Raw genomic sequence first — 19,067 nt, forward strand, 5'->3', positions numbered from 1 at the left:
ACGCTTTCCACGCTCAACCTCCGCTGACCGGCGGCAGCACCGCCAATTCGACACCCTCGGGCACCTCGCGGTGGTTGTGCAGTATCTCCTCCGCGCTGGCGAAGGCCGAGATGCGCACCAGCCCCGCATTCACCTGCGGCGCATGCTCGCGCAGATGCGCCGCCAGCAGCTCGCGCAGCTCGGCGATGCTGCTGCCGGGCGGCACGTCCAGTTCCAGATAGCCGCGAGCGTCCGCTTCGCGCAGCGCGCCGTACAGGGCGATCCGGGTTTTCATGCGCGACCCCACGACGGACTTTCCAGATGGCCCAGCCCATGGACCTCGACCAAGGTGCCAGCAGGCAGCTCGCCGGCATCGAGCGGGATATGCACCCAGGCATTGGCATCCGCCAGCGGGCGGATGCGGTACGACTCCTGGCCGTGCAGCGCGATGGCCGACAGCTGTCCGCGCTCGTCCACCGCCAGTTGCGACTTCAGATAGAAATGCAGGCGCGGCTTCTTGACGAAGGGCGCGGCCAGCGGCACCTGCCAGGGCCGCTCGCGCGCAAGGCCGAGCATCGCGCGCAGCGCCGGCTCCACGAAGAAGCGCAGGCCCACCGCCACCGCGACCGGATTGCCCGGCAGGCCGAAGAACAGCGTGCCGTCCGGCAGGCGCGCGAACAGCAGCGGCTTGCCGGGGCGGATCGCCACCTTGTGGAACAGCACCTGCGCGCCCAGCCGTTCCAGCGCCACCGGCACGAAGTCGTAGCGCCCCATCGACACGGCGCCGGTGGAAATGATGATGCGCGCGCCGGCCGCGCGGGCGCGGTCGACCGCATCGAGAAAGGCGTCGACGTCGTCGCCCACCGTTTCGGCGTGCGCCAGTTCGGCACCGGCCGCGGGTATGCGCGCGGCGAGGAAAGGGCCGTTGGAGTTGCGGATCTGCCCCGGCGCCAATGGCACGGCGGGGTCGTCGACCAGTTCGCGCCCGGTGCACAGCGCCGCTACCCGCGGACGCGCGGTGACGCTGAGCTTCGCCACGCCCAGCGAGGCGAGCAGCATCAGATGCTGCGGCCCCAGCAGCGTACCCGCGGCCAGCACGGTCTCGCCGATGGCGACGTCCGAACCGGCCAGGCGCACGTTCTGCCCCACCGCCACGTCGGCCAGCAGGCGCACGCGGTGGGGCGCTTCCAGCCGTTCGGTCTGTTCGACCGGGATCACGCGGTCCAGCCCCTCGGGCATCGCCGCGCCGGTCATGATTTCCCAGGCGCCGCGCGCGCGGCCGCGCATGGCATCGCCGGCCGCCTGCTCGCCTTCCACCAGCCATTCGCTGCCGGCCGGCAAGGGTTCGGCGCCGCCGCCCAGCGCATAACCGTCCATCGCGGAGTTGTCGAACGGCGGGACCGCGGCGCCGCTGACCACCGGCTCGCGCAGCACGCGCCCCAGCGCCAGTTCGCTCCAGCAATCTTCCGCCGGCGCCTGCGTGCAGTGTTCCAGGACGATGCGCACGGCCTCGTCCGGCTCGAGCAGCTGGTGGCTCATGCGTGGCCTCCGCCGGCCGCCATGTCCAGTGCGTGCTTGAGGATCGGCGCGAGAATGTCCATGCCTTCGGCCACCGCCTTGGCGCTGCCGGGCAGCGCGATCACCAGGGTGCCGCCTACCAGCACCGCGTCGGCGCGGCTCAGCCAGGCCATCGGCGTATGGCGGCCGCTCTCGCTGCGGAACAGTTCGCCGATGCCGGCGACGTGGCGGTCGGCCACGCGCGCCAGCGCTTCGGGCGTGCGGTCGCGCGGCGCCAGGCCGGTGCCGCCGGTGCACAGCACCAGGCGCGTGCCATCGGCGGCGAGTTCGCGCAGGCGCGCGGCCAGGCCTTCTTCCTCGTCGGGACGCAGTTCGGCGGCACCGACCTCGGCGCCGAGCGCGCGCAGGCGTTCCACCAGCAAGGGGCCGGAGACGTCTTCGTAATCGCCGCGGCTGGCGCGGTCGCTGAGCGTGATCACGGCAGCGGCTACGCCTTCAAGCCCGGCGGATGCGCGCGGACGATAGTGTTCGCGCTCGGCATCGCTCATGCCGTCCGGATGCAGCCACAGGCCTTTCTTGCCGCCTTCCTTGAACAGCAGGCGCGTGCCGCCCATCGACAAGGCCGGCTGCACCGGCTTGGTCAGGTCGTACAAGGTGAGCAGGGCCGCGCTGACGCCGGCCAGCGCTTCCATCTCCACGCCGGTGCGGGCGAAGGTGGCCACTTCGCAGTACACGCGGATGGACTGGCGTTCCGGCACGCGCTCGCAGCGCAGGTCGATGTATTCCAGCGGCAGCGGATGGCATAGCGGCATCAGCTGCGATGCGTTCTTCGCGCCTTGCAGGCCGGCGATCTGGGCCATGGCGATGGCGTCGCCCTTGGGCAGGCGGCCATGCGCGAGATCTTCATAGGCGTTGCCTGCGTACAACTCTCCGACAGCCACGGCGCGCCGCGCAGTGGCGCGCTTGCGGCGCACGTCGGCCATATGGAAATTACTCATAAGAGCGGGCACTCATAAGAGCGGGGTGACGCGCGTATCGCGTTCGAGCATGGATCAGCCTCCGGTGGATGCCAGATGAGGTGTGATGCCGGTGCGGCCTTCGTGCAGGTGGTGCGTCTCTTCCTTGCGCACCAGCTGGCCGCCGATCGCGCGCACCAGCGCTTCGAGCTGGTCGTCCTGCTGCAGCAGCGGACGCAGCGGAATGCCGAACTCGCCGAACAGGCACAGGCGCAGGTCGCCGGTGGCGGTGACGCGCAGGCGGTTGCAGCCGGCGCAGAAATCCTTGGAATACGGCGCGATGATGCCGATGCGGCCGGCGTAACCGGTGTGGCGGTATTCGCGCGCGGGGCCGGCATCGGCGGCGCGCGGCAGCAGTTCCCAGCCGGCGTCCTGCAGTTGCGTTTCCAGCGTTTCGGCGCGCACGTGGCGTTCGCGGAAGAAGGCCAGCGTGTCGCCGGTCTGCATCAATTCGATAAAGCGCAGGCCCACCGGGCGGTCGCGCAGATAGTCGAGCCACGCGGGCAGCTCATGGTCGTTGACGTCGCGCAGCAGCACGGCGTTGAGCTTCACCGACGGCAGGCCCGCCGCCACGGCCTGGTCGATGCCGGCGAGGATGTCGTCCAGGCGGTCGTGGCCGGTGATGCGCGCGAAGCTGGCGCGGTCGAGGCTGTCCACGCTCACGTTGATGGCGTTGAGCCCCGCGTCCATCCATTCGCCCAGCCGGCGCGACAGCAAGGTGCCATTGGTGGTCATCGCCAGCTTGCGCACGCCGGGAATGGCGGCGGCGGTACGCAGCACCTCGGTCAGGTCGTGCCGCACCGACGGCTCGCCGCCGGTGATGCGCAGCTTGTGCATGCCCACCGCGGCGAAGCCGCGCAGCAGGCGCGCGATTTCCGCCAAGGTCAGCGGTGCGGTGGCCGCCGGGTCGGCGTGGTAGCCGTTGGGCAGGCAGTAGGTGCAGCGGAAATTGCAGGCGGGGATGATCGACAGGCGCAGATAGGGGAAGTGGCGGCCATAGCGATCGGACAGCACGTTCATGACGCCGCTCCCGCGCCTCGCAAAAGCGCGCGCGTTTTCCCTCGCGGATGGCGCATGGAAGGCATCACGTTCAATTAACAATCATCCCGTCTGGACGCACGAGCCGCAGGCTTCGGCGGTGGCTCATGCACAGGTTGAAGTATGGGCGCTGGGAGGCTGCTACACCAAGCGTTTTATGTCCCGCACCATGCCGGACGCGCCAGCGTAGGTTGGGGTGAGCCGAGAGGCGAACCCCAACGCAGCGCGCATGATCATCGTGGTGTTGGGGTTCGCCCTTGGCTCACCCCAACCTACGGCGTGCGGCGCTTTGCCACTTCGTCCGCCGTCAGCGTCGCCGGCTTGCCGCCGAAGTGCACCAGCACGAAGTTGCCCAGCGCGGCCACCTCCGCGTCGGTATAGGCCTGGCCGAAGGACGGCATCGAAGCCTCCCCATGCATGGTGCGCAAGGTCGAGCCCTGCAGGATCACCTGGGTGAGGTTGTGCGCTTCCGGATCGTTGGCCGCCTGTGTCCCCAGCAGCGCCGCCGCCTCGACCTGCCGCCCCTGCCCGTTCCACGCATGGCAAGCGGCGCAGGCGCCCTGGAACAGGTGCTGCCCCAGGCCGCCCTGCGCCAGCTCCTCCGCACCCGGAGCGTTGGCCGTCGACGCCAAGGCCAGGGCCGGGCGCTCGTTCACCTCCGTGCCCGCATTGCCTTGTTGCGGTTTTGCCTCGCGCAGATAGGTGACCAGCGCGGCGATGTCTTCCTGGCTGAGGTATTGCAGGCTGTTCTGCACCACTTCGCCCATCGGGCCGGAAGCGGTGCCGCGGCCGCTGGCATGGCCCTTGGACAGATAATCGGCCAGCTGCTGCTCGCTCCAGTTGCCGATGCCATAAGTCTTGTCGGGCGTGATGTTGTAGGCCTTCCAGCCTTGCAGCACTTCGCCGGACAAGGCCTGGCTGCTCTTCAGCGCGTACATGGCATTGCGCGGCGTATGGCATTCGTCGCAATGCCCCAGCGCCGTGGCCAGGTAGGCGCCGCGGTTCCATGCCTCGGATTTGCCCTGCACCGGCTGGAAGCGCTCCTTCTTCAGGAACAGCGCGTTCCACACGCTCAAGCCCCAGCGCTGGTTGAACGGGAACGACAGCTCGTTCGGCGTGGCCGGCGCATGCTTGGGCGGCAGGCTGAACAGATAAGCCTTGATGGCAAGCACGTCATCGCGGCTGAGCGCCGTATACGAGGTGTACGGGAAAGCCGGATACAGCGGCTGGCCATCCTTGCCCACGCCGGCATGCAGCGCGCGCACGAACTCGTCGTCGCTCCAGTCGCCGATGCCGGTTTCCTTGTCGGCGGTGATATTGGTCGAGTAGATCGTGCCGAACGGCATCTTGAAGGCCAGGCCGCCGGTGAACGGCTGGCCGCCGGGCACGGTGTGGCAGGCCGCGCAATCGGCCGCGCGGGTGAGGTATTCGCCACGCGCGATCGGGTCGGTGATGCTGGCCGGCGCACCGGCAACCGCCGGTTGCGGTGCGCCGGTTTCCTTGCCGTCGCGCACGATGAACCAGGCGTAGGCGGTGAAGGCCACCGCGGCAACGATGACGATGGCGACCAGCGCCAATACAGCGCGCACGAGTTTCATACCTTGCCCTCCTGCGCCTGGCCATGATCGGACGCTTGGGTGACCACGGCCTTGAGCGCCTCGGCGCCCTGCACCAGCGCGGCGCGGTCGATGGGATAGCTGCGCAGCCGCACGCCGGTGGCGGCGAACACGGCATTGAACAGCGCGGGGAAAGCCATCACGGTGCCGGTCTCGCCGATGCCGCCGGGGGTTTCCTTGCTGTCGACCAGATGCACTTCGAGCGCGGGCGTCTCGTTGATGCGCATCATGCGGTAGTCGTTGAAATTGTGCTGCTGCACGGTGCCGTTCTTCAGCGTGATGCCGTTGTACAGCGCGGTGGTCCAGCCGAAGATCAGGCCGCCCTGGATCTGCGCCTCCACCGTATTGGGATTGACCGCGACGCCGCAGTCGACCGCGGCGACCGCGCGGCGCAACTTCACCTCGCCCTGCGGTGACACCTCCGCCTCGACGATCACGCACAGATAACTGCCGAACGGCGCCGCCACCGCCACGCCGCGGCCGACGCGCGCCGGCAGGCTGCCCTTGCCCCAGCCGGCTTTTTCGGCAGCCAGGTTCAGCACCGCCAGGGCGCGCGGGTTCTTCTGCAGCAGGTCGCGGCGATAGGCCAGCGGGTCCTTGTTCGCGGCATGCGCGAGCTCGTCGATAAAGCTCTCGATCACGAACACGTTGTGCACGGGACCGACGCCGCGCCACCAGCCCAGGTGCAGGCCGTCCGGCGGGTCGTGCCGCACCCATTCCACTTTGACGTTGGGGAATTCGTACGGCAGGTCGGCGGCGCATTCGATCGCGTCCGAGTCCATGCCGTTCTTGGCCATCGCACCCGGCGCGAAGGTGGCGAGCACCGAGCCGCTGGTGATGCGGTGCGTCCACGCCAGCGGCTTGCCGTCGTCGCCGAGGGTGGCGGCGATGCGGTCGTAGTAGGCCGGGCGGAAGCGGTCGTGCGCGATGTCCTCCTCGCGCGTCCACACCACTTTCAGCGGATAGCTCACCTGGCGCGCGAAGGCCACGGCCTGCTCGACCGGGTCCTCGAACAGGCGCCGCCCGAAGCCGCCGCCCATGTACTGGTTGTGCACCACGATGGTTTCCGGCTTCAGGCCGGTGAGCTTGGCGGCGACATCGACGCAGCGCGCCGGTACCTGGGTGCCGGTCCAGATATCGCAACCGTCGGGGCGCACGTGCACGATGGCGTTCTGCGGCTCCAGGGTGGCGTGCGCGAGCAAGGGCAATTGGTAGGTGGCTTCCAGCGCCTTGCCTTTGACGCCGTCAACGTTGCCGACCGCCTTGCCGGGAATCGGCGTGCCGTTCTTCGAGGCCTCGGCCAGGTCCTTGAACAGCTGCTCGGTGGAGTAATGCGCGTTGGGGCCGTGGTCCCAGGTGATATCCAGCGCTTCCATCGCCTGCTTCGCGGCCCAGAAGTGCTCGCCCACCACGGCCACCGCATCGGCGATCTTCAGCACCGCCACGAAACCCGGCACCTGGCGCGCGCGGCTGTCGTCCACCGCCACCAGCTTGCCGCCGAAGGTGGGACAGGCCTTGACCGTGGCGATCTTCATGTCCGGCACGCGCAGGTCGATGCCGAACTGCAGCGAACCGTCGACCTTGCCGGCGGTATCGACGCGGCGCAGCGGCTTGCCGATCAGGGCGAAGGCGGAGGGGTCTTTTTCCTGCACCTTTTCCGGCACCGGCAATTGCGCGGCGGCATTGGCCACTTCGCCGTAGCCCACGGTGCGTCCGCTCGCCTCGTGCCTGATCACGCCGCGCGCCACCGTGCATTGCGCGGGGTCCACTTTCCATTTGGCCGCGGCGGCGTTGACCAGCAGGGTGCGCGCGGCCGCGCCGGCCTGGCGCAGCGTGGTCCAGCAGTAGCGGATGGTGGTGGAGCCGCCCGTGGCCTGCTCGCCCAGCAGGGGGTTGGCGTAGAGCTTGCGGTTGGCGGGCGCGTGCTCCACCACGATCTGGTCCAGCCCCAGGTCCATCTCTTCGGCCAGCAAGGTGGCCTGGCCGGTGTACGCGCCCTGCCCCATTTCGATGCTGGGCATCACCAGATGCACCGAGCCATCCGCGCCGACGCGGATAAACGCATTCGGCGCGAACGCGGGATCGCCCGCCGCCACCGGCCCCTGCGCCACCGCGCGGCCCAGCACCTTGGCGCCGCCGCCCAGCCACAGGAAGGCGACCACGAGTCCGCCCAGCTTCAGCGCTTCGCGGCGCGAGGGGTTGTCGGGCCGGCCTTCGCCCGGGGGGTTGCCGAAGCGCGCGTTCATGCCACGTCCTCCACGCGAACGAAGGAAAGCAGCGCGGCGGCCGCGGCAGCCGGGCTGGCTGTTGGCGCTACGTTGGGAATGGTCTGCGGCGCCACCTTCTGGCCGGTCGCCACCTGCTTGATCGCTTCGCGGATGCGCACATAGGTGCCGCAGCGGCAGATATTGCCGGACATGGCCACGTCGATCTCCGCGTCGCTCGGTTCCGGCGTCGCCGCCAGCAGCGCGGTGGCGGACATGATCTGGCCCGACTGGCAGTAGCCGCATTGCACCACTTCGATATCCAGCCAGGCCTGCTGCACCTTCTTGCCCACCGCGCTGGCGCCGACGCCTTCGATGGTAGTGACGGCCTTGCTGCCCACGGCGGAAACGGGCAGCACGCAGGAGCGCACCGCCGCGCCATCCAGGTGCACCGTGCAGGCGCCGCACTGGGCGATGCCGCAGCCGAACTTGGTGCCGGTCAGGCCGATCACGTCGCGCAGCACCCATAGCAGGGGCATGTCGTCCGGGACGTCGACCGAGCGGGATTCACCGTTGATATTCAGGACGATCATGTTGCCTCCGCGTCTGTGCATGGGCGATGTCGGGGATACGGCTTCGATCGGGCTATCCGCTGCCCGTGCGCCAACGTTCGTAGTCGTCCGGCGTGTCGATGTCGATACGGGCCTCGGGCATGGGCAGCGCCTGCACCTGGTCCGCATAAGCCATCAGCAGGCTGCGCGCGCCTTCCGGGCCGTGCAGCAGTTCCAGTTCGTGGAAGAAGCGCGCGGGGAACAGGCAGGGCACGCCGAGCACACCGTCGCCGTAGTCCGCGGCGACGATAAGGTCAGCGGTGGCTGCGTTCGCCAAGGCTTGAAGCTGCGTTGCGCCGAGTGCCGGCTGGTCGCATAAGCACACCATCACGGCGGCCAGCTCCGGATGGCGTTCGCGCAGGCGTCCCAGGCCGAAGGCCAGCGAGCCGCCCATGCCGGAGGGCCAGCCGGCATGGAAGGCCGCATCGAGCGGCAGGCCATCGAGCGCGGCTTCGACGTCGTCTTTATAGGCGCCGACCACCACCGCGACCCGCGGCGACACCTGCAGCGCCGCGCGCGCCATGCGGCGCACCAGCGGCTCGCCGTCGATCGGCAGCAATTGCTTGGCCGAGCCATAGCGCACCGCGCCGCCGGCGGCGAGCAGGACGATGCCGAGGGTGCGCGCGCCGGTCATGAATGAATCGGCCCGTCGGTGCGGCTGAGCCGCACGCCGGAACGCGCGCGCATCGCAGCCATGATTTCGGCGGCGACGGAGAGGGCGATTTCCTGCGCGGTTTCCGAACCGATATCGAGACCCGCCGGGGCATGGATGGCCGTGGCGGAAGCGGATACGGCACGGTGGATGCGGACAGCGCGTTCGCGCGAGCCGATCACGCCGAGATAGGCCAGCGGTACCTGGGCGAGCGCCTGGACGTAGGCCAGGTCGCGTTCGTAGTGGTGCGTCATCACCACCACCGCGGTCTGGCGATCGAACGGCAACCGTTCCGGCAAGGCTTCGGGCGCGGCATGGAGCTGCGCACCGACACCTTCCAGTTGGCCGCGCGCCGCGGCGACATGCTCGACCAGCGTGGTCTGCCAACCGAGGCCATGCGCCAGGCGCGACAACGCCAGCGCGCATTCGCTGTAGCCGACCACCACCAGCGCGGGCTTGGGCCGCCAGGCTTCCAACAGCACGTCCATCTGCGCGCCGTCCATTTCGGCGCGTTCGAGCACGGCGCCGCCGTGGGCCGGCAGGCCGTCGGCCAGCGCATGGATGCGCCGGGCCAGCTGCGGCGCGGGGATATCGGTCCAATGCCCGGCGCCATGGCGGATCAGCCGCCACGGGCGCGGCGTGTGCACCGCGCCGTCGCGCGAGAACACGGTGGCGACGCTGGCCGGCGCGCGTTCGTCGTGCAGCCGGGCCAGCACGTCGAAGAACTGGAAATCGTCCGGCTGCACCAGCGGCTCGATCAGCACGTCCAGTTCGCCGCCGCAGCCGACTTCCATCAGCACGTCCAGATTGGATTCGCGGTTGTACGGCACCAGGGCGGGCGTGCGCTCGGCTATGGCGCGCTGGGCGCGCAGCACGATGTCGCGCTGGGGGCAGCCGCCGGCGAGCGCGCAGGTCACTTCGCCGTCGGCATGCACCAGCATGCGGGCGCCGGCCCGGCGAAAAGTGGAACCGCTGGTGCGGACAATGGTGGCCAGTGCGGCCGGCTCGGGCGTGCTGCGCGCGCGGAGTTGCTGGACCGCCGCAAAGAGTTGGGGGAACTCCTGCGAAGCATTCATGAGGTGTCGCCTGCCATGTCAGCCCGAGCATGCTAGTCGTCCGGTCTAATACTTGGCAACCCGAACGCGGCAAGCCTTGGCGGAGCTGGATCCGGACGATCGGCAACGCCTCGTGGACGCACTTTGTTGATAATCATTCTCATTAAACCTATGCTTGCGCACCTTCCCACCGGACCTGGGTTCGCATGCCGCGCTCGATTGGACTCCTGCAATCCGTACCCAGCCCCTTGCTGTGCGAAATGCTGGGCCATGCCGGCTACGACTTCGTCCTGCTCGACCTGGAGCACCTGCTGGTCTCCCCCGACCAGCTGCAGCACGCCATCCGCGCCTGCGAGCTGGGCGGTTGCGCACCGTGGGTGCGCGTGCCGGAGGTGGACGAGAAGCTGATCGGCCGCGTGCTCGATGCCGGCGCCAGGGGCGTGGTGATCCCGCGCCTGGAAACGGTCGAGCAGGCCGAACGCGCCGTCGCCGCCGCGCGCTTCCCGCCGCTGGGCCGGCGCGGCATCACCGGCGGCCGCGTCACCGGCTTCGGCAAGACGCCGCTGCCCGATTACATCGAACAGGCCAACCGCGACATCCTGGTGGTGCCGATGATCGAGACCGACGCCGGCGTGCGCGCCTTGCCGCGGATCCTCGCCGTCCCCGGCATCTCGCTGGTGATGGAAGGCGCGCTGGATCTCGCGCTGGACCTCGGCCTTGGACCGCAGCCGCTGCACGCCGAAGTGTGGCAACGCCTGCTGCGCATCGCCGAGTGCTGCGACGAAGCCGGCATTCCGTTCTGCCCCAACCCGCGCAACGACGAACAGCTGCGCCATTGGGCCCGCCGCGAAGTGCGCTGGATGCTCGCCGGCGAAGACCGCGGCCTGCTGCTCGCCGCCCTGCGCGAGCGCGCCAGCGCCCTGCGCGAACCCTGATCCCTCACTCCCCGCATTGGAATCGCTACGTGACCGGTCTTCCCCGCCTGCGCCTGCATCTCCTCGGCCTCGCCATCGCCTGCGCGCTGTGCGCCGCCGCGCACGCCGATGACACCACCGCGCCGAACAAGCCGCGCGACCTCGAAGCCGTGCAGGTGCAGGGCAATGTGCTGGGCCAGTCGTCGAAGGAGAACGTGCGCACCTATGCCGGCAGCCGCAAGGTGATCGGCAGCGAGGAACTGGCCACCGGCGCCAACCGCTCGCTGGACGACGCCCTGCAGCAGGTGCCGGGCATCAAGATCTTCGACGAGACCGGCACCGGCGTGCTACCGCAGATCATGCTGCGCGGCCTGTACGAAAGCCGCAGCGGCCGCGTGCAGGTGCTGGAGGACGGCATTCCGCTGTCGCTGGCGCCGTATGGCCAGACCAGCCTGTCGCTGTTCCCGGTGACCATGAACCAGGTCGACCGCATCGACATCGTGCGCGGCGGCGCGGCGGTGCAGTACGGGCCCAACAATGTGGGCGGCGTGATCAACCTGGTCAGCAAGCCGATCCCCGAGCGCTGGACCACCACGCTGGGCGAGAAGATCACCGCCGGCGGCGCGGGCCGTTACCTGCGCGACACCACGGTGAGCACCGGCGGCTACCTCACGCCCGACTTCGGCCTGCAGCTGGATGCCGACTGGAACAAGGGCCAGTACTGGCGCGAGCACAGCGGCACCGACGTGAAGAACGTAAGGTTGCGCACCGAATGGTGGCTGGCCGACGACAAGCTGCTGAAGGCCGACGTGCAGCGCTACGTGGCGAACATGGACATGGCCGGCGCGCTGTCGGTGGCCGGCTACGAGGAAAACCCGCGCCAGGCCACCCGTCCGCTGGACCGCTTCACCGGCCGCACCACGCGCGCCTCGCTCACCTACCAGCAGGATCTCGGCGCCTGGGGCCCGTTCGACCAGTCGCAGTTCACCTGGAGCAACTTCAGCGCCGACAGCACGCGCAACTTCATCGTGGGCATGCGCCGCCTCGCCAGCGAGACCTGGCGCCCCGACCTGGCGCCGCAGCTGCTGCAGAGCGCGCCGCGCGGCTTCAAGGTCTATGGCAGCGAGCCGCGCATTGCGCTGCATGTCGACTCCGGCAATGTCACGCAGCAGTGGACGGCCGGCGTGCGCGCGGTGCACGAGGACATCGACTTCCTCGTCGGCAATACCGGCCTGGATAACGGGGTCTACACACTCGTGCGCAACTGGCAGTTCAAGGACCGCGCCTGGTCCGCCTACGTCAGCGATGCGGTCGGCCTGTTCAACGACCGCCTGACCATCACGCCCGGCCTGCGCTACGAGCATCTCGATTCCACCTACCTCAACCGCGCCAACGGCAGCACCACGCAGAACAACGTGCGCAATGCCCTGCCCGGCCTCACCGTCGGCTACAAGGCCAGCTCGCAGTGGTACGTCTATGCCGACGCGCAGCGTTCCCTGCGCGCGCCGCAGGTGACGCAGATCATCTACGGCGACAATCTCGACTCCGAGCTGGCCTGGAACTACGAAGCCGGCGCGCGCTATACGCCGGCCGAAGGCACCAGCATCAACCTCGACGTGTACCGCATCGACTTCGACAAGCAGATCCAGCTCGACAACACCACGCGCACCTACGCCAACCTGGGCAAGACCCGCCACCAGGGCGCGGAACTGGAACTGGAATGGAGCCCGCCCGGCCTGCGCGCGCTCAAGCTCAGCGCCGGCTATGCCTATCTCGACGCCAGCCAGGCATCGGGCCAGTACGCCGGCCGGCGCGTGCCGTATACCTCGCGCAACCAGTTGAACCTGGGCGCCAGCTACGGCGCGGGCGACACCGTCGTCGCGCTCACCAGCTACTACTTCAGCCGCGCCTACAGCGATGCGGCGAACACGGTGCGCGAGAACGCCATCGCCTCCGTCGGCGAACTGCCGTCGTACTGGGTATGGAACATGCAGCTCACGCGCACGCTGATGCGCGCCGGCAGCAGCACGCTCAAGGGCACGCTGGCGGTGAACAACCTGTTCGACCGCCGCTACTGGTACCGCGGCATCGACACCAGCCCCTGGGGCCGCCAGCCGGCGCCGGGACGCACGGCGACGGCAGGCGTGGAACTGAGCTTCTGATGCAGCGTGATGCAGCGCACGCCCTTGCATCGTGTCTTGCATCTGCAACCGCGCGTTGACACCAAACTTACCTGCCGCCATGCACCATTGATCGGCCGCATCGGCTCAGGATTCCGGCAACTTCCTGCGCCGATGCAAGCACGGGGATGCGCCGAGCCAGAACCCGCCGCGAACGCACCAGCGCATTCGCGGCCCTGCCGGTAGCGGACCGCAGCACTACCGAGCCAGCCAGGCGTTCCGCCCGGCCCAGCCATCACAGTCGAAACGAGCGCTTCGGCAGACCGCCGAGGATGCCGTGTGGATGGCTTGCGCGCGTTCTCGCGCTTCGGCCATGACCGGCATCCGAGCAGTCCGCCACGCGCAGACCTCTCACACGGATATCTTCATGACCGACAACCTGTCGCCCCTGGTGATCCTGACCCACGTATGCCACGCGGCGGTCACCGATGGTTTCCTTCCCGCCGCGCACCGCCTGGGCCTGCCCGTGGTGCTGCTGACCGATCACCGGCTGCAGCACCTGGAGTATTTCGGCCGCGCGCCGGAACACGCGCCGCAGCAGGTGATCGAGTGCGATGTGTTCAATCCGCTGAGCGTGATCGACGTGCTGCACGGCGCGGGTATCCGGCCGGGCGCGGTGTTCTCCAACAGCGATCACCTGCAGACTTCCACCGCCCTGGTCGCCGAAGCATTCGGCCTGCCGGGCAAACCGTGGCGCGTGTGCTATGACGCGAAGAACAAGGCCGCCATGCGCGAACGCCTGCGTTCGCTCGGCCTGCCCGCGCCGTGGTTCGAAAGCCTGATGCCGGGCCAGGCCATCCCCGCGCATGCGCCGTGGCCGCTGATCGCCAAGCCGCGCGAGGGCGTAGCCAGCCTCGACGTGCAGCTGTGCTCCAACCCCGGCGAGCTGCAGCACTACCTGCAGGCGTTCTGGCAACGCCACCCGGGGCGCGCGGTGCTGCTGGAGGAATTCCTGCACGGTCCGCTGTTCACGCTGGAGACGCTGAGCGACCGGCGGCGCACGCAGGCCGTGGGCGGCTTCGACGTGACGCTGTCCGAGCCGCCGCATTTCATCGAACTGGAAGCGCGCTGGAATGGCCCCGCCGGCACGCAGCAGCGGCAGCAGGCGCTGGCCCAGGTGCTGGCCTTCGGCGTGGACTTCGGCGTCTGCCACAGCGAATTCATTCTTACCGAACGCGGCCCCGTGCTGGTCGAGATCAACTACCGCAGCATCGGCGACGGCCGCGAGTTCATGCTCGACCGCATGCATGGCGGGCGCTGGTTCGAGGCCATCCTGCGCCTGCACCTGGGCGAACCGCTCGTGCCGCTGCAGCCGGCCAGCCAGCACGCGCTGGTGCGCTACTACGTGGCCAGCGAGGAAGGCCGGCTGCTGCAGATCAGCGACGACTGCGCGCAGCAGCACGAACGTGCGCACGTGGCATACCGGCGGCTGCGGCAACAGGGCGACGAGATCCGCCTGAGCCGCTCCAACAAGGACTACCTGGGCACGCTGAGCATCGTGGCCCAGACCGAGCACGATCTCGGCCAGGCCTTGGAAGCGACCGAGCCGGGCCTGCAATGGCACATCGCCCAGGGAGCCGACGCATGAACCGCGGCGACAGCGGCTATATCGCCTGGCGCATCATCGACTGCTGCCTGCGCGAAGACCTGCGCGGGATCATGCACCGCGGCAGCGAAGCGGCGCCCGCGCCGGCAGCGCGGCAGGCATGGCCGGAACATCGCTTCCCCGAACGCTGGTGGCGCATCGCCCACCTGCCCGGCGGCGTGCTGTGGCTGCCGGTGCAGGCCAGCGATTACATGCAGAGCTTGCGCGCGCTCGGCGACGGATGGCTGCGCGAGACGCCGCAGGGGCTGGCCTACGAACACGGCGCGGATGCGTGGCTGGCGCTGCTGGCGGAAGGATTGGACGAGGAGACCCGCCAGCTGCATCGCGACTACGCGGCGGAAGCCCGCTGCGCCGCCGAGCATCGCGCGCTGTCGCGCCAGGCCTATACAGAACGCACCGATGCGCTGGCCGGCGCCCTGGATGCCGCCGGCTGGGACGAGCGCGCCCTGCGCTGCGACCAGGTGGCGAGCTATCGCGACCATCCGTTCTATCCGACCGCGCGCGCCAAGTCCGGCTTCGGCGAAACGGATATGCGCGCCTATGCGCCGGAGTTCGATCCGAGCTTCGACCTGCGCTGGCTGGCGGTGCCGCGCGATGCACTGAAGCTCACCACACCACAACCCGCATTCTGGCCCCGCATGCGCGACGTAGGGCTGGACGAAACGCTGGCCGCGACGCATGCCCTGCTCCCCGTGCACCCGCTGACCTGGCCGCGACTGGACGAGGGCGACGCTTTCCCGCTGCCGCCGGATACGCATCGCGCGCCGCTCGCGTGGCTGCCGGTACGGCCTACGCTGTCGGTGCGCACCGTGATGCCGGTGAACCATCCCGGCAGCCACCTCAAATTGCCGCTGCTGATGCGCACCCTCGGCGCGCTCAACCTGCGCCTGATCAAGCCGTCGACGCTGTACGACGGCCACTGGTTCGCCCAGGCGCTCACCGCCATCGAAGCAGGCGACGACGCGCTGCGCAACCGCTACGTGCACGTGGACGAAGCGCACGGCGGCCACGTCGACGAGGCCAGGCACCTTGCCTATCTGGTCCGCCGTTATCCGCCATTGCCCGACGCCACCCTTGTCCCCGCTGCGGCGCTGAGCAGCACCATGCCCGACGGCCGTCCCTTCGCCGCGCATCTTGCCGACCGTTTCCACCAGGGCGACCTGCTCGCCTGGTGGCAATCGTACGTATCGCTGCTGAGCGAAGTGCACCTGCGCCTGTGGCTGGCCTACGGCGTGGCGCTGGAAGCCAACCAGCAGAACACCGTGCTGATCTACGCCCCAGGACAGGCGCCGCGCCTGCTGATGAAGGACAACGACTCCGCCCGCGTCCTGCTGCCGCGCCTGCGCGCGCGGCTGCCGGGGATCGAATCGCTCGGCGCCCTGCGCGACCCGCGCATTCCGGTCGACGACGATGCCGCCCTGGCGCGGATGTTCTGCACCATCATCCTGCAGCTGGATCTGCTGGCCGTGCTCGAAGGCGTGGCCGAATGGCAACCGGCGTGGCGCGGACCGATGTACGCGGTACTGCGCCGCACGCTGCGCGCCACGCTGGTCGAACTGCAACGCCAGGGCATCGACACGCAACCGGCCGAGCGCCTGCTGCAAGCGCCCTGGCTGCCGGTGAAATACCTGCTCAGCGCCGGCAGCCTGCTCAGCAAGCGCATCACCGGCGCCAGCGACATCAACAAGTTCTACGGCGACAGCGGCCCCAACTTCATGCTGGCGGACGAAACGGCGGCAGGCGTGCGCCACGCCGACGGAGCGGCTTGATGCGCACGCTCGCTTCCGTGCTGGCCGCCCACTACCTGGCGGCATTCACCGCGCTGGGCATGCCGGTGTTCATGCCGCGCGTGCTCGAAGGCCTGGCGCCCGGCGCGCCCGACTGGCTGAGCGGCCTGCTCTACGTGCTGCCCACCGTGTGCACGGCGCTGACGGCCACGGCCTGGGGACGGCTGGCCGACCGCTACGGCCGCAAGCTCTCGCTGATGCGCGCGCAGGCCGGGCTGGTGCTGGGCTTTCTGATGGCGGGCTTCGCGCCGAACCTGGCCTGGTTCGTGTGCGCCCTGATCGTGCAGGGCACCTGCGGCGGTTCGCTGGCGGCGGCCAATGCCTACCTGGCGACCCAGGCGCAAGGCCAGTCGCTGACGCGCGCGCTGGACTGGACGCAGTTCTCCGCGCGCCTGGCGATGGTCACCGCACCGGCCTTGCTCGGCCTGGCGACCGGCCTGGGTCTGGCGCAGACGCTGTACCGCTACCTGGCCGTGCTGCCGCTGCTGGCGTTGCTGCTGACCTGGCTGCTGCCGGCCGATACGGTGACCAGAAGTTCTTCCGCCAACGCAAAGCCGCAAGCCCTGGACGATCTGCGCGAACTGGCGCCGCTGCTGCTCGTGCAGTTTTTCTTCTACTTCGCCATGGTCGTGACCTTCCCCTATTTCATTTCCTACAGCGAAGCGCTGGGCGTGGGCAGCGACAGCCACGCCGGCCTGTACTACAGCCTGCCGCACCTGGTGTACCTGGTGCTGCTGCCCTGGCTGCGCGCACGCAGCTCCGCTCCGCAACGGCCGCTGCTGCTCGGACTGGGCCTGTTCTCGCTGGCCTGCCTGGGCCATGCACTGCTCGGCGGCCCCGGCCTGCTCGCACCGGCGCGCGTGCTCTACGGCATCGGCATGCTGCTGGCCATCGGCGGACTCAATCGCGCACTCAGCCAGCACGCCGGGCAAGGCGGTGCGGGACGGCTGTTCGGCCGCTTCGACGCCTGCGGCAAATGGGCCGGCGCGCTCGGCGGCGTGGCCGCCGGCGCGCTGGTGCATCGCTGGGGCCTGGCCACGCCATTCGTCGCCGCGGCGATGGCGGGCGCCATCGCGCTGATCTGCGCCGCGCGCAGCTATCTCTTCCTTCCATCGAGGCAAACCTATGTTTCAGCAAGCGATGCGTGAACAGTGGTATGCGGCCCAGGCCGATGCGCAGGCGATCGCCTGCTGGCTCAACTGCTATCTGCGCGAATTCGCGCTGCCGCGCGGCCAGGCCGATATGGATTACCGCGGACTGGACCGCCCGGCCGGCCTCGCGCTCGGCGAAGGCCCGCTGCTGCGCATCGGCTTCGCGCAATCGGGCTACGCGCTATGCGTGCGGCTGGGCCAGAGCAGCCGGCTCGGCCGCTGCACCTATACGTCGGCGCCATATCTGAAGGCCGCGGGCGAAGGCTGGCGCTGCGCCGACGCGCGCACCACCATCCACTTCCTGCTGGAACGCCTGGCGCCGGAATGCGGCTTCAACGCCGAGCTGCTGGCGCAATCCGCCAACAGCATCGAGATCACCCGCCATCTGCTGGAGCTCTCCGCCGATGCCATGACCAGCGGCGACGCGCTGATCGACGCCGAGCAAGGCATGCTGTGGGGCCACGCGCTGCATCCCACCCCGAAGAGCCGCGAAGGCGTGCCGCTGGCGCAGGTGCTGGCCTGCTCGCCGGAAGCGCGGGTGCGGGTTCCGCTGTACTGGTTCCGCATCGATCCGGGACTGCTGCGCAGCCTGGGCCGCGATGCGCGCGCCACGCTGGCCAAGGTGGCCGGCGCGGAGCATCTCTACCCCTGCCATCCGTGGGAAGCCGAACGCCTGCTCGCCCATCCGTTGCTGCGGCAGGCGCGCGAACGCGGCCTGATCGAACCGCTGGGTCCATTGGGCATGGCGCTGCAGCCGACCTCGTCGGTGCGCACCATGTACCACGCGGAGCTCGACTACTTCCTCAAGATGTCGATCCACGTGCGCCTCACCAACTGCGTGCGCAAGAACGCCTGGTACGAACTGGAAAGCGCGGTGGCGATGACCGCGCTGCTGGAACCGGCATGGCGCGACGTGGGCGAGCGCGTGCCGGGCTTCGGCGTGATGCTGGAGCCGGCGGCGACCACGCTGGACTTCAGTGCGCTGGGCGGCGACGCCGAGGCGCACCGCGAGCTGGCCGAGAGCTTCGGCATCCTCTATCGCGACAATCCCGCCGCCCTGGTACGCGAGCGCTACCACCCGCAGGTGGCCGGCGCACTGTTCGCCACCGATCGCCACGGCGCCAGCATATGCAAGGCGATGCTGCGCCCGTCCGCTTCTTCCGCCGGCTATGCGCGCACCGCCACCGCCTGGTTCGAAGCCTATGCCGGCCTGCTGCTGGACGGCGTGTGGCTGGCCTTCTTCAAGCACGGCATCGTGCTCGAACCGCATCTGCAGAACACCGTGATCGGCTTCGACCGCGGCATGCCGGCGCGCCTCTGGATACGCGACCTGGAAGGCACCAAGCTGGTGCGCGAACGCTGGCCGGAAGCATCGCTGGCCGGCTTGTCGGAACGCGCGCGGCAGTCCGTGCATTACGGCCAGGAGCTAGGCTGGAAGCGCGTGGCCTACTGCGCCCTGGTCAACAATCTGGCCGAGGCGATCTTCCACCTGGCCGACGGCGACAGCGCACTCGAAGAGCGGCTGTGGTCGTGCATCGGCGCCATCGCGCAGCGCTGGCAGGAACGCCACGGCGCGCAGCCGCTGCTGCAAGGCCTGCTCGAAGGCGCGGCCCTGCCCAGCAAGAACAACCTGCGCACGCGCCTGTTCAAGCGCGCCGACCGCGACTCCGACTACACCTATCTGCCCAATCCGATCAGCCCGCCGGCCGCCGCGCGCCAGGTGGCTTGAATTCCGCTTCG

At 69.3% G+C, this 19,067-nt stretch carries 14 protein-coding genes and 1 pseudogene; 6 read left to right on the forward strand and 9 right to left on the reverse strand.

Features of this window, described 5'->3' with window-relative positions:
- Positions 1-13: 13 nt before the first annotated feature.
- The 9 genes and pseudogenes from ISN75_RS11850 to ISN75_RS11890 all read right to left on the reverse strand — a co-directional run bounded on the left by ISN75_RS11850 (position 14) and on the right by ISN75_RS11890 (position 9,710).
- Positions 14-274 carry a MoaD/ThiS family protein gene (locus ISN75_RS11850; RefSeq protein ID WP_343820253.1) on the reverse strand — a complete coding sequence of 87 codons (261 nt, stop codon included), beginning with the start codon at positions 272-274 and terminating at the stop codon, positions 14-16.
- Entirely contained in the window at positions 271-1,506 is a 1,236-nt protein-coding gene (gene glp, locus ISN75_RS11855) for a gephyrin-like molybdotransferase Glp (protein WP_343820320.1), read from the reverse strand. The genes ISN75_RS11850 and glp overlap by 4 nt, the downstream gene beginning before the upstream one ends.
- An 8-nt stretch (positions 1,507-1,514) precedes the next feature.
- The gene (gene moaCB, locus ISN75_RS11860; protein ID WP_343820254.1) at positions 1,515-2,495 is read right to left on the reverse strand and encodes a bifunctional molybdenum cofactor biosynthesis protein MoaC/MoaB; all 981 of its coding nucleotides are present in this window, start codon (positions 2,493-2,495) and stop codon (positions 1,515-1,517) included.
- Positions 2,496-2,549: 54 nt separating this feature from the next.
- A complete protein-coding gene (moaA, locus tag ISN75_RS11865; RefSeq protein ID WP_167256198.1) occupies positions 2,550-3,533 on the reverse strand; it encodes a GTP 3',8-cyclase MoaA in 984 nt (327 codons plus the stop codon).
- Positions 3,534-3,823: 290 nt separating this feature from the next.
- A complete protein-coding gene (locus ISN75_RS11870; RefSeq protein WP_343820256.1) occupies positions 3,824-5,149 on the reverse strand; it encodes a cytochrome c in 1,326 nt (441 codons plus the stop codon).
- The gene (locus ISN75_RS11875) at positions 5,146-7,413 is read right to left on the reverse strand and encodes a xanthine dehydrogenase family protein molybdopterin-binding subunit (RefSeq protein WP_343820257.1); all 2,268 of its coding nucleotides are present in this window, start codon (positions 7,411-7,413) and stop codon (positions 5,146-5,148) included. The genes ISN75_RS11870 and ISN75_RS11875 overlap by 4 nt, the downstream gene beginning before the upstream one ends.
- Before the next feature lie 107 nt (positions 7,414-7,520).
- Positions 7,521-7,964, reverse strand: a pseudogene (locus ISN75_RS11880) ((2Fe-2S)-binding protein); the annotation flags it as partial.
- A 52-nt stretch (positions 7,965-8,016) separates the two neighbouring features.
- On the reverse strand, positions 8,017-8,616 hold the full coding sequence (locus tag ISN75_RS11885) for a nucleotidyltransferase family protein (RefSeq protein ID WP_168648722.1): 600 nt from the start codon (positions 8,614-8,616) through the stop codon (positions 8,017-8,019).
- Positions 8,613-9,710, reverse strand: a complete 1,098-nt coding sequence (locus ISN75_RS11890) for an XdhC family protein (protein ID WP_343820258.1) — start codon at positions 9,708-9,710, stop codon at positions 8,613-8,615. Before ISN75_RS11890 ends, ISN75_RS11885 begins: the two co-directional genes overlap by 4 nt.
- Before the next feature lie 185 nt (positions 9,711-9,895).
- Between ISN75_RS11890 and ISN75_RS11895 the strand changes: the two genes are divergently transcribed.
- The 6 genes from ISN75_RS11895 (at position 9,896) to ISN75_RS11920 (ending at position 19,056) form a co-directional block, all read left to right on the forward strand.
- On the forward strand, positions 9,896-10,624 hold the full coding sequence (locus tag ISN75_RS11895; protein ID WP_167256210.1) for an HpcH/HpaI aldolase family protein: 729 nt from the start codon (positions 9,896-9,898) through the stop codon (positions 10,622-10,624).
- A gap of 29 nt (positions 10,625-10,653) precedes the next feature.
- Positions 10,654-12,765 (forward strand): TonB-dependent receptor family protein, encoded by a 2,112-nt coding sequence (locus ISN75_RS11900; protein WP_423385056.1) that lies wholly within the window; start codon positions 10,654-10,656, stop codon positions 12,763-12,765.
- 385 nt (positions 12,766-13,150) lie between these two features.
- Positions 13,151-14,371: a siderophore biosynthesis protein PvsA gene (locus ISN75_RS11905; protein WP_343820259.1), complete on the forward strand. Its 1,221-nt coding sequence runs from the start codon at positions 13,151-13,153 to the stop codon at positions 14,369-14,371.
- Entirely contained in the window at positions 14,368-16,158 is a 1,791-nt protein-coding gene (locus tag ISN75_RS11910) for an IucA/IucC family siderophore biosynthesis protein (protein WP_343820260.1), read from the forward strand. The genes ISN75_RS11905 and ISN75_RS11910 overlap by 4 nt, the downstream gene beginning before the upstream one ends.
- A complete protein-coding gene (locus ISN75_RS11915) occupies positions 16,155-17,324 on the forward strand; it encodes an MFS transporter (RefSeq protein WP_423385057.1) in 1,170 nt (389 codons plus the stop codon). Before ISN75_RS11910 ends, ISN75_RS11915 begins: the two co-directional genes overlap by 4 nt.
- A complete protein-coding gene (locus ISN75_RS11920; RefSeq protein ID WP_343820263.1) occupies positions 17,302-19,056 on the forward strand; it encodes an IucA/IucC family protein in 1,755 nt (584 codons plus the stop codon). Before ISN75_RS11915 ends, ISN75_RS11920 begins: the two co-directional genes overlap by 23 nt.
- The last annotated feature ends 11 nt before the right edge of the window (positions 19,057-19,067 follow it).

The sequence above is a fragment of the Dyella marensis genome, assembly GCF_049532885.1.
In the GTDB taxonomy this organism is placed as follows: domain Bacteria; phylum Pseudomonadota; class Gammaproteobacteria; order Xanthomonadales; family Rhodanobacteraceae; genus Dyella_D; species Dyella_D marensis.

Coding starts and splice junctions, on each gene's coding strand:
- ISN75_RS11905 (WP_343820259.1), top strand. CDS start 13,151: ATGACCGACAACCTGTCGCCCCTGGTGATCCTGACCCACGTATGCCAC.
- ISN75_RS11875 (WP_343820257.1), bottom strand. CDS start 7,413: ATGAACGCGCGCTTCGGCAACCCCCCGGGCGAAGGCCGGCCCGACAAC.
- moaA (WP_167256198.1), bottom strand. CDS start 3,533: ATGAACGTGCTGTCCGATCGCTATGGCCGCCACTTCCCCTATCTGCGC.
- ISN75_RS11885 (WP_168648722.1), bottom strand. CDS start 8,616: ATGACCGGCGCGCGCACCCTCGGCATCGTCCTGCTCGCCGCCGGCGGC.
- ISN75_RS11920 (WP_343820263.1), top strand. CDS start 17,302: ATGTTTCAGCAAGCGATGCGTGAACAGTGGTATGCGGCCCAGGCCGAT.
- ISN75_RS11895 (WP_167256210.1), top strand. CDS start 9,896: ATGCCGCGCTCGATTGGACTCCTGCAATCCGTACCCAGCCCCTTGCTG.
- ISN75_RS11890 (WP_343820258.1), bottom strand. CDS start 9,710: ATGAATGCTTCGCAGGAGTTCCCCCAACTCTTTGCGGCGGTCCAGCAA.
- ISN75_RS11910 (WP_343820260.1), top strand. CDS start 14,368: ATGAACCGCGGCGACAGCGGCTATATCGCCTGGCGCATCATCGACTGC.
- ISN75_RS11850 (WP_343820253.1), bottom strand. CDS start 274: ATGAAAACCCGGATCGCCCTGTACGGCGCGCTGCGCGAAGCGGACGCT.
- moaCB (WP_343820254.1), bottom strand. CDS start 2,495: ATGAGTAATTTCCATATGGCCGACGTGCGCCGCAAGCGCGCCACTGCG.
- ISN75_RS11870 (WP_343820256.1), bottom strand. CDS start 5,149: ATGAAACTCGTGCGCGCTGTATTGGCGCTGGTCGCCATCGTCATCGTT.